Source organism: Pseudomonas syringae group sp. J254-4, from assembly GCF_032586855.1.
Taxonomy (GTDB): Bacteria; Pseudomonadota; Gammaproteobacteria; order Pseudomonadales; family Pseudomonadaceae; genus Aquipseudomonas; species Aquipseudomonas amygdali.
Genome location: NZ_JAWHOO010000020.1, coordinates 105,799 through 115,624, shown reverse-complemented (window position 1 = coordinate 115,624; position 9,826 = coordinate 105,799). Strand labels below are relative to the sequence as shown.

The 9,826-nt window shown below is 60.8% G+C and carries 9 protein-coding genes; 1 reads left to right on the top strand and 8 read right to left on the bottom strand.

Annotated elements, in window-relative coordinates; genetic code table 11:
* Nucleotides 1-283: 283 nt before the first annotated feature.
* The 3 genes from RYB09_RS21355 to RYB09_RS21345 all read right to left on the bottom strand — a co-directional run bounded on the left by RYB09_RS21355 (nt 284) and on the right by RYB09_RS21345 (nt 2,837).
* Complete coding sequence (locus RYB09_RS21355) at nt 284-610, bottom strand: hypothetical protein (protein ID WP_316890103.1); 327 nt, start codon at nt 608-610, stop codon at nt 284-286.
* Between the two features lie 83 nt (nt 611-693).
* Complete coding sequence (locus RYB09_RS21350; protein ID WP_058401575.1) at nt 694-1,611, bottom strand: hypothetical protein; 918 nt, start codon at nt 1,609-1,611, stop codon at nt 694-696.
* A 65-nt stretch (nt 1,612-1,676) separates the two neighbouring features.
* Nucleotides 1,677-2,837: a TDT family transporter gene (locus RYB09_RS21345; protein WP_058401576.1), complete on the bottom strand. Its 1,161-nt coding sequence runs from the start codon at nt 2,835-2,837 to the stop codon at nt 1,677-1,679.
* Between the two features lie 128 nt (nt 2,838-2,965).
* Here RYB09_RS21345 and RYB09_RS21340 point away from each other — a divergent pair, with 128 nt between their 5' ends.
* Nucleotides 2,966-3,919, top strand: coding sequence for a LysR family transcriptional regulator (locus tag RYB09_RS21340; protein WP_016982106.1), 954 nt, complete (start codon nt 2,966-2,968; stop codon nt 3,917-3,919).
* Here the strand turns inward: RYB09_RS21340 and RYB09_RS21335 are convergent.
* From RYB09_RS21335 to RYB09_RS21315, 5 genes are read right to left on the bottom strand one after another with little or no spacing between them, the layout of a single operon-like run.
* On the bottom strand, nt 3,853-5,268 hold the full coding sequence (locus RYB09_RS21335) for a lipid II flippase MurJ (protein ID WP_058401577.1): 1,416 nt from the start codon (nt 5,266-5,268) through the stop codon (nt 3,853-3,855). The two genes, RYB09_RS21340 and RYB09_RS21335, sit on opposite strands and share 67 nt — an antisense overlap.
* Nucleotides 5,269-5,283: 15 nt before the next feature.
* A complete protein-coding gene (locus RYB09_RS21330; RefSeq protein ID WP_005732638.1) occupies nt 5,284-6,105 on the bottom strand; it encodes an acyltransferase in 822 nt (273 codons plus the stop codon).
* Complete coding sequence (locus RYB09_RS21325) at nt 6,102-7,517, bottom strand: O-antigen ligase family protein (RefSeq protein WP_058401578.1); 1,416 nt, start codon at nt 7,515-7,517, stop codon at nt 6,102-6,104. Before RYB09_RS21325 ends, RYB09_RS21330 begins: the two co-directional genes overlap by 4 nt.
* Nucleotides 7,517-8,617, bottom strand: a complete 1,101-nt coding sequence (locus RYB09_RS21320) for a glycosyltransferase family 4 protein (RefSeq protein ID WP_058401579.1) — start codon at nt 8,615-8,617, stop codon at nt 7,517-7,519. Before RYB09_RS21320 ends, RYB09_RS21325 begins: the two co-directional genes overlap by 1 nt.
* Nucleotides 8,608-9,825: a glycosyltransferase family 4 protein gene (locus RYB09_RS21315; protein WP_058401580.1), complete on the bottom strand. Its 1,218-nt coding sequence runs from the start codon at nt 9,823-9,825 to the stop codon at nt 8,608-8,610. Before RYB09_RS21315 ends, RYB09_RS21320 begins: the two co-directional genes overlap by 10 nt.
* Nucleotide 9,826 lies beyond the last annotated feature (1 nt).

Below are 9,826 nucleotides of genomic sequence, written 5' to 3'. Positions count from 1 at the left end.
AACAGGAGCGAGGGGATTTGCCTACTTTGGCCCCATCAAAGTAGGTCGCCGAGGGGCGAAAAGGTGACCTGAGTCGAACCTCAATCCACCTCAAGCCGCAGAACCGCCGTGTGACGCAGAGCGTCACGAACTGCATTCCCACGCGGAGCGTGAGGAACGAGAGGTGCCTCTGCCAAACGTGTAGTGACCCAAGTGCGCATGGGCCCGCAACGCTGTATTGACCGACGCCCGTTTTCGAACCTGCGGTACCCAGCCATTAATACCGGGGGCGTTGCAGGAACGGTCATTGAGACTCAGGTGACTGAGCCCGAACCTGATCGGCCGCCTCACCCAACAACCGCTCGATCTGCGCATGCTCCCAGCCACTGAGCAAACTGACCGGGTCGGTACGCAGCCAGCTTTCGAACGAGCCTTCCCGACCTAGCGGGCAGCAACATGCATGACAGCGAGTCGGGCTGCCATCGGTTATTTCCAGCGTCAGCAGCCAGCCATCGATGTCGACCTGTTGCAGCCCGGAGCCGGAGGGTGCACCGACAAGCTTCAGCGACCGTGTGCCCATCGCAGCATCCCGCATTTGCTGATACACCTCACGAGTCGTCAGAGCTTTCACAGGCTTCACCCAATTCCATTTTGCTGAGTAAAGCACGATTCCTGAATCATGCAGGATGAGATAACGGTCAGCTCAACGGTCTTTCAAGATGTCGACGCCGCGCCGAACAGGCTTTCGATCTCGGGCCGGGTCTGATTGATGGCGCCCAACTGACGGATCAACTCGGCCTGCCTGCTGCCACGTATGCCTGCGGTGGTCATGACTGCGTCGCGCACGTAGGTATAGACACCGCTGACGCCAAACGGAGTGATGTAACGCACGTGCTCGCTGATGCCTTGAGTGATGGCCTTGAAGTGCTCGCTGGCGTAATAGGTTCGACGGGCCCAGGCCGATTCGAACACCAGTTCCATCATGATGATGTTCAGGCGTGATTCCTCGACCTTGTGATCAACATCAGGCGCAGGCGGTGCCGGCTGGGCGTTGTCGTAGGGCTGCGCGAGGTGCAGGCGCAGTTTGAGTACGGCATCGGCAGCGGCCATTTCACTGGCGAGCTTTTCAATGGCCTTGCGGGCGGCGGGCAGGTCATCGCTGGCGAGATGGAAATGCAGGTGCATTTTGTCCAGCGTGGCTGTTTCATTGGGGATCGGATCGGGCAGTCGGTCCACCAGTGTGCTGGAGCCATCCGGCACGTCGTAAGCAATGGTTTGCTCAAACATGTTCTGCTCGTCGGAGAACAGCAGAGCGCTGGCATCCTTGAATTGTTGCTGACTTTCGGCGGATAGAAAGCCGATCTCCACACCGCCATCCAGCACGTAGCCCGGCAGTGGCGTGACGCCTTCGATCAGCGGCCACAAATGACCATCCTTTTCACGCGTCAAGTGATGCTGCACATACCAGCCAAGGCCCTCAAGCCTCGCGCACAGAGGGCCGTGAACATCGCGCCAGTAGGTGGCGAACAGGTCATGGGGAACGCCGTTCCTGCGCAACACCGTGGTATACGAATTTATAACGATGTTTTCATCGCGAGCGCCGTAGTTACCGGAAAATTCTGAGGTATGCATGAGTGCTCTCTGTCCTGAAGATGTTTCTCTCAGGCGCTTCGTCCGCGAGGTTAGTTCAAGGCAAATTACCGGCGGACACATTGGCTCGAAGCGATGCACGGCGAGACGAACAGATGCCCCCGGTAGGCGCCTGCCAGAGTACGTGCCGACACCACCGACCACATCAGTGCCAGCAGCGCGACGAGCCCGGTACCAAACACGTCGAAAAAGCTCAGGTGCAGGGTAGCGCCGAGTTTGAGCGTCGCCAGCGCATACACGCCGAGCGGGAAGGTAAATGCCCACCAGCCCAGATTGAATTCGATACCCTGCTTGAAGTAACGCGCGGTGATCAATACCGCCAGCGCCATCCACCACAGCCCCAGCCCCCAGAACAGCGTACCGACCATCACACCGATTCCAGCCACCACCGTGCCGAGCGACGCCAGGCCGTGGGCGGCAAAGATGGCCGGGGCCTCGTTGCCCATCACCAGCATGCCCAATGCGCCTGTGCCGATAGGGCCGAGTGCCAGCCAGCTCGACGCCGCCATGCTTTCATGAGGCAGTTTGTGCAATGCCAGACGCAACAGCAGAATCACCAGAATGCTCAATGCCACCGGTACCGAGTAGGCCCACAACACGTAGCTGGTGATCAGCACGGTGAACTGCGAATCAGCGGCTGCGAGGTGCGGGGTCAGCAGTCCGCCGCAGGCTGCTGCAACTTCTGCTGCCACCACGGGCAACAGCCAGACAGCGGTCATCTTCTCGATACTGTGTTCCTGACGGGTAAACATCATGAACGGAATCAGCACGCCACACGCCAGGGCCATTGCTACATCCAGCCACCACAATGCTTCGGCCAGCGGCACGATGGCAGTACCCCAGCGCGCCGGACCATACACCAGCAGGCCGCTGATGACAGTTGCCAGCCCCATGGGAATGGTGCCGAAGAACATCGATACGGTGGAGTGCCCGAACACCTGACGCGCCTCGTCGAAAAACAGCAGCCAGCGGCTGGCATACATGACGCTGAAGAGGGCGAACAGGCCTATGTTCAGGAACCATAACGCTTCACCCAGCGGGCGCAATGCAGCAATGTCCCCCGGCAGTTGCGCCAGCGCCAGTGACAAAATTCCGGTGCCCATGGTCACTGCGAACCAGTTGGGGGTGAACTGTCGAACGGCCTCCAGCGGGCTCGTCAGCGCTGCGAGAGGCGCGTTGCCCTTGTTGATAATAGCGAACCTGCTCATGGCCGTATCCTGCTGCTGAATGGGGAACAGGTTTCAGTCTACGCAGTCACAGAAAATCTTATAAACGGGTAATCTATCTTCTTGTTACCTGATTTTCAGGTAGGTTTGCCCGGCTACGGAGTTCAGTCTTGAGACTCAACCTGCGTCAATTACAGATTTTTTGCGCAATCACCCGCTGTGGCAGTACCACCAGCGCGGGTCATGCCTTGTCTTTGTCCCAGTCGGCTACCAGTGCGGCATTGAACGAGCTGGAAAGTGCGCTGGGCACCCGGCTGTTCGACCGGGTGGGCAAGCGGCTGGTCCTCAACGATAACGGCCAGACATTGCTGCCACGTGCCATGAAGATGCTGGAAAACGCCCAGCAGATCGAAGACAGCTTTCTATTGCCGGGCGCGACCTTGAATGCTCGCCTGCGAATCGGCAGTAGCAGCACCATTGGCAATTACGTCGTGCCGCAGATAGTCGGCGCACTGCGCAGTTCGACGCCTCTGCTGCGAGTCGATGTGGACATCGGCAACAGCACACTGATTGCTCGCAAGGTCGCGCAGTTTGAAATCGATATGGGCCTCATCGAGGCACCGTGCCATCTGCCAGAGCTGATCGCTGAGCCGTGGCTGGTCGATGAAATGGTCATTGTTGCCGGCAGCGCTCATCCGTTGGCGCGGCAACAGCAGGTTTCACTGGGGGAGCTGCAAAACGCTGAATGGCTGTTGCGTGAGCAGGGTTCGGGGACCCGGGAGGAGGTCGAGCACTTGTTGCTCAGGCATTTGCACGATCTGCAGGACATGCGCCAGGTAGGCAGTTCGGAAGCGATAATGCGCACCCTTGCTCAAGGCATTGGCATCAGTTGTCTGTCCCGGCGTATCGTCGCCGATCTGCTGCTGAGCGGGCAGTTGCGCACACTCGCCAGCCCGCTGCCGCCGCTCAATCGTCGGTTCTTCATGATCACTCACCGCGACAAGTTCGTCTCACCGAGCCTGGAGCGGTTCAGGGAGGCCTGTCGGCAGTCTGCCGATCAGGCAGGCACGTTGCGCCATGGTTTGAGCCACAACGCCAGCCCGAGCAGCAGCAAAGCGCCGTAAACACAGCTCAGGCCCAATTGCAGCCAGGTGTCGTGAAGCGGGTGCAGGAGCAGGGCGGCGAAGATCATCAGCAGGCTGGCCAGCAGCCAGTGACTGCGCCACGGCAAAACGCCGAGCAACGCCTGACGGCGCATCAGCAGCACGCCTGTGACCAGCGCGCCGCCCAGCGCCGCGATGGCGATACCGGTCAGTCCGAAGACAAAGGGCAGCGTCGCCAGCAGCAGCGCGTTACACAGACTGCCGATCAACTCGCAGTTGAGCGGCAGGCGAGTGTCACCGGCGGCGTAGGCGTAGCGCGCCAGCAAGGCGTTCCAGGCACCAAACATCAGCGGCACGGCAAACCAGGCCAGCAGCTCCGGTAGCGGACCCTCATGGCTCTGATTGGGCAGCAACAGGGTCACCAGCGCACCGGCCGCACCGATCAGCCCGGCTACGGCCGGCAGGGTCAGTAATGTGGCGCTGCCCAGCCCGCGTCTGAGTAGCGACAAACGCTGCTCGCCCGCGCTGCCGCTCATCAGCCCGAGCAGTACCTGGTTCAGGCTCATCAATGCAATAAGCGGCAGGTTGATCAGTTTACGCGCCAGATTGACCCAGGTTACCGCGCCTTCACCGAGCAACGACGCGACCATTCGCTCGAGCAAGGCAAGGCCCTGGCTGGCCAGGTTGCTGCTCAGCAGTGGACCGATGCGTTGCAGCAGTTCGCGCATGGCACCGGCTTCCGATTGCCACTGCCAGGGTCGCCATCCCGAACGATACAAGGCAGGCAACAACACGCCCGGCATCAGCACGCTGCCCAGTACGCACGCGCTGGCCAGCCCGGTCGACGTTGCGGCGTGGCTGAACGTGGCGAGGTAGATGACCGGCGGCAGGTTGAACAGCAGCGAGCCGAGCCCGGCCAGTACGAAGCGCGAACGGGCCTGCAAAGGTACGCAGAACAGCGCGTGAAGCATGAAGCCGGGTGCGCACCAGGCCAGCCAGCGCAGGCCGCTGGCTGCCTGTGCATAGCCGTCGGCGTCCAGCCCCGGACCGATAAGACGCACCAGAAACCCGGCACCGATCGCCAGCACTGCGCTCAATGCCACCCCGGTCAATAACAAACGCGGTGCCATGCCGCCCAGCCAGCGTTGTTGCCGGTCAGCCGGACGTTGCTGATAAAGGGGCAGGGCGGCAGCGCTGAGCAGCCCCGCGGCCAGTGACATGCGCAGCGCTTCGGGCAAAAACATCGAGACCAGAAAGGCATCGCTCTGACTGCCGGCACCCCAGGCTGCTACCAACAGCCATTCACGGGCAAAACCGGCTGCCAGGCCGGTGAGGGTGGCCAGTGTCAGCCAAAGTGTCGAGCCCAGCATCGCGCGCCCTGCCGATCAGTGAAACAGGGTGAACAGGCCTTTGCCGCCCACCTTGTAGTTGAGGCCGCGGGCGCGTTCACCCTTGACCTCGGCATTCGGCCCGCTGACGATCGCATAGGGCGCGACAGGTTTGGACACCACGCTGTTGCCGCCCACTACCGCGCCTTCGCCGATGTCTGCACCGAACGAGAGCAACGCGCGGCTGCAGATCCATGCGTAGTCACCGATAAACACCGGTCCGCCGACCGCCCAGAACTCGGGCTCGGCGAGGTCGTGCCCACCCGCGATAATCAGTACGTGTGAAGCGATGGTGACGTGATCGCCAATCACCAGCCCGCCACGGGCGTCAAGCTGGCAATGCCAGCCCACGGTGGTGTCGTTGCCGATGCGCAGGCTGTCGACACCCAGCACCTCGGTATTGCGCCACACAGTCGAACCCTTGCCGATTTTCGCACCGCCGATGCGTAACCACAGCAGACGCAAGGTATGGCTGGGGATCTTGCAGATCAGGATGTTGTAAGCCTGTTCCCAGGTCCGCAACATGCGGTCACGCAGGGTCGGCCAGTTGATTCCGTACAAAGGAATCAGCGCACCCAGGGTTTCGCTGGACAGCAGTTTGTAGAAGCGCCGCGCCAGCGGGTTTTCGATTCTTGGTTCGATATTCAAGTAGCAGATGAACGACAGGGTTCGATCCTTGATACGTGTTTCGAAGCACACTTCGTTGTCCAGCATCCACTGGTAGGCGGCTTCCAGCTCTTCGAGCGGCACCGCCATCTTGCGCGCGTAGTCGGGCAGTGCCTCTCTGAGATTATGAGAATGCATCATGCGGTGTTTCATGAGGAGGCTCCCGGCTCGGGTGAGGCGTCAGGGTGTTGAGGAGTCGTTTCGGCCCTGGCACGCAGGCGTCTGGTTTCGTGCAGGCTGATGCCGACAAATAGCCAGAACAAGGCAACCAGCACGCTGGTGAAACTGAAGTAGTGGTCAAACAGGCCGCTGAACAGTGCGGATAGAACACCCGTGGTGCAGCCCAGCGCAATGGCGTTTTCCCGAGTCAGCACTACCCGGTCGCTGCCTGGGCGAACTTCTTTCCACCAACTGATGGTCACGGCGATAAACAGCAACATGCCTGGCAGGCCGATCTTGTAGATGAAGTTCAGCCACAGGTTGGAAATGCCGAACTTTGTATAGCCCAGTACCGGTGGGTCGACCTTGAAGCCGATACCGAACGGGAAGGTGGCGACTGCGTCGGGAAAATTACTGTATTCCAGGAAGCGAATCGCGGTACTGGCGTCGTCGGAGGTGAACAACCCCATCAGTCGGTCCTGCAGCGGCGGGTAGAACGCCAGCAGGAAAATACCGGCGACCAGCCCGCCCATCAACAGCCGTCCCAGATGCGGAATGCGTCGCCTGGCCATCAACAGCATCACGGCGATCAGGCTCAGCAGCGCGCCGCGTGAGCCGGTCAGCAACAGACCGATGGCACCCAGTGCCGCCACCGTAAGGCCCAGCCTGCGCGCCGAGCCGGTGCGCGTCATGCCGAAGCAGAACGCCAGCGGCAGCAACATGGCCAGAGCACCGCCCGCCACGTTGGGGTGCATCCACGGCGAGCCCATGCGGCTGGCAAGCGAAAGCAGGCTCTCGCTCAAGATGTCTGCACCGCTGTAGCCCAGGCTACCGAGGATCGGGATGATGGCAGTTGCCGAGCCTTTGGTCACATACACCGTGATCGATAGCAATAACAGCAGCAAAGTCCCGCCGAGCAGCGCCATGACCGCCTTTTCCAGGGTCTTGAGGTCGGTCAGCAAGCGCGGTACCAGAAACAGGATAGACAGGTTGAACAGCCAGCGAACCCAGTTGATCGGGCCGTTGCCGTCGGCGACCACGGTCAACTGGCCGACCAGAAACGGGAACGCACTGAACAGCATCAATGCCACCAGCAGTTTTTCGGTGCTCAGCATTTTGGGCACCGTGTTGCGTTCCTGAAAGACTGCGTGCAGCAGGTAGCTGGCCCAGGTCAGCATGATCAGCGCTTCGGACACCGTAGTACGAACGCCAATCTGAATTGTAGAGTAGGGCAGGAAGGTCCCGATCAGGCAGAACAGCACGAGCCCGCGTACCGGGCGGCGAATGATGGTGGCCGCCGCCGCCAGACCGATTGCTGCCGCCACGACGAATTGTGCAGGCAGCATGCAGATCATCACACCGAATATCAGGCTGAACATCAGCCCCAGGGGTAAGGCCAGTGGCATCAGCGCAATTCCTCCAGCGTCGCGTGTACGCGTTCGCAAAAGGCTTTCAACTGATAGCGCTCTGTCCATTCCCTGGCAACTGCGGGATCTTCTTCGGGCGCATGCGACAACGTGCCCATCAGCCTGATCAGGTTGCCACTGTCGACAGGTGAAAAGCGCGGGCTGTCGGGTGGGGCGATTTCATCCAGCGAAGAGCCTGTGGCCACGGCAACCGGCGTGCCTGTGTTCAGTGCTTCGATCACCGGTAGCCCGAAGCCTTCGCTTCTGGACGGCTGCCAGAGTCGCTCGGCATTTTGGTAGACAGCATGCAGTTCGGCATCGCTGAGGCCGCTGAGCACGTGCAGGCCCGGTAACTGGCGCTGGGCTTCGGTCAGCGGATCGTCGCCACCGACCAGTACCAGTTCCGGGGTGTCGACAAATTGCATGCGTGCGGTCTGCCAGGCATCCACGAACCACTTGATGTTCTTGCGCGGTTCGCGTGTGCCCACGCACAGCCAGTAACGCAGGGGCAGTCGCAGTTGGCTGATATCAGCAGGTTCACCCTTGAAACCTTCTACCAGCAACGGCACCACGCGCAGCTTGCCTTTGACCCTGGGAAACAGGCGCGCGACTTCGTTGGCAGTGAATTGCGACGGCACCCAGATCTGGTCGGCCACTTTCAGCGACCAGGCAATCGACAGGTAGTCGGTCAGCCGGTAGATCCTGGCTTTCAGTCGCGAGCCGTGGCTGTTGTGTTCAGTGATCTGAAACAGATCGTGCAGTTGTAACACGTAGCGCATGTCAGCCGGTTTGCGCCCCAGCGGCAGGCCCATGTTGATGTTGGCGAAGTAGATCTGCACCCCGGCATCACGCAGGGCACCCGGCAGGAAAATGCCTTCGAAGCGCAAGCGATCCGGCAGGCGATGCACCGAGTCCAGCGGTGCGGCCCAGCGTGGGGTGTGCATCAAGCGGCGTACCGGATGATCGTAGGGTGCTACGCCGAACAGCTGCAATTGCACGTCCGGATGCTCACGAAACGCCTGTTCCAGCGCGAAATTCTGGCGACCGATGCCGCTGATGGGGTAACCGGCTGCCGCGCGGTAGTCGAGTCCTATACGCATGAGCGCGATCCTTGCTTGGGGAGCGAAAAGCGGGTGTAGATCACTTCCAGCTGGGCGGCCGAAACGGACCAGTCGTGCCGGGCACGCACATAAACGCGGCCGGCTTCGCCAATCTGGTCGAGCCGTAATGGTTTATCGGTGTATTCAACGATCAGCGTTGCCAGCCCGGACGCGTCTTCGCTGCCCAGGTAATGTTCGCCATTAGTGACCGACAACCCGGAAACGCCTTGCGCGGTGGTGACCACCGGCAGGCCGGCGGCCATGGCTTCCAGCGTCTTGAGCTTGGAGCCGCCGCCCTGGCGCAGGGGCGCGAAGAACATTGAGGCACTGGCCTGCAAGACGCGCAGGTCAGGTACGAAACCCAGCCATTCGATACGCGGGTCAGGCCAGCGTTCACGCCAGGCTTCAGGCAAACCGAAGCCGCCGATGGCAAAACGCACATCGGGTGCCTGAGCCCAGACCAGTGGCATGATTTCGTCCAGTGCCCACTCGATGGCATCTATATTGGGGCCGTATTCGTAGTTGCCGATGAACAGCAGGCGATGGCTGTTACGGTCCGCATGAACGCTGGCGTAGTAAGCGCAGTCGACACTGTTGACGACATAGGACGTGGCCCTGCCGCTCAAACGCGAAAGTACTTTGGCGTCGTCTTCGGTGACCGCGATCAACTCGCCGGTCTGGCGAAATACCCGGGTTTCCCAGCGCCGGTAGCGCCAGCGGTCGTACACGGCGAAGGCATTGGCCCAGCGTGGCAGACGGTCGTAACTGGCGGCGCCAAGGTCTGATTCAACATTATGTTCGGTCAGCACGAACGGTTTGCCCGAGCGCTTGAGTAGGCGTTCGAATGGCTGAAAGAAATAGGTGTGCTGCAACTGGATGATGTCCCAGTCCTCTTCAAGCAATTGCTCGAAGACTTTTTCCAGTTTCGGGGCGTAGCCGTTGACGCTGGCGAGCATCGGCGCAGGTGCAAACGCCACGGCCAGCAACGTGCGCAGGCTTAACAGCGGGCGTCGATCGATCACGATCAAGCGCTCCAGCCAGGGTTCCAGTGCCGAACGAGCGCTATCGTCCAGCGCGTTCTTGGACTGCACCAGCAGGGTGATGCGATGGCCGCGCGCTGCCAGATTGCGCAGCAAATGGTATTCCCGGGTTTTGCCGCCGCTGGTGGTAGGCCAGGGCAGGTAAGGGAGCGTCCATAGAATTCGCATA

Bases quoted from the DNA above. Each gene is read 5' to 3' on its own strand.
- RYB09_RS21345 (WP_058401576.1), bottom strand. From the start codon at position 2,837: ATGAGCAGGTTCGCTATTATCAACAAGGGCAACGCGCCTCTCGCAGCG.
- RYB09_RS21315 (WP_058401580.1), bottom strand. From the start codon at position 9,825: ATGCGAATTCTATGGACGCTCCCTTACCTGCCCTGGCCTACCACCAGC.
- RYB09_RS21320 (WP_058401579.1), bottom strand. From the start codon at position 8,617: ATGCGTATAGGACTCGACTACCGCGCGGCAGCCGGTTACCCCATCAGC.
- RYB09_RS21350 (WP_058401575.1), bottom strand. From the start codon at position 1,611: ATGCATACCTCAGAATTTTCCGGTAACTACGGCGCTCGCGATGAAAAC.
- RYB09_RS21325 (WP_058401578.1), bottom strand. From the start codon at position 7,517: ATGCCACTGGCCTTACCCCTGGGGCTGATGTTCAGCCTGATATTCGGT.
- RYB09_RS21335 (WP_058401577.1), bottom strand. From the start codon at position 5,268: ATGCTGGGCTCGACACTTTGGCTGACACTGGCCACCCTCACCGGCCTG.
- RYB09_RS21330 (WP_005732638.1), bottom strand. From the start codon at position 6,105: ATGAAACACCGCATGATGCATTCTCATAATCTCAGAGAGGCACTGCCC.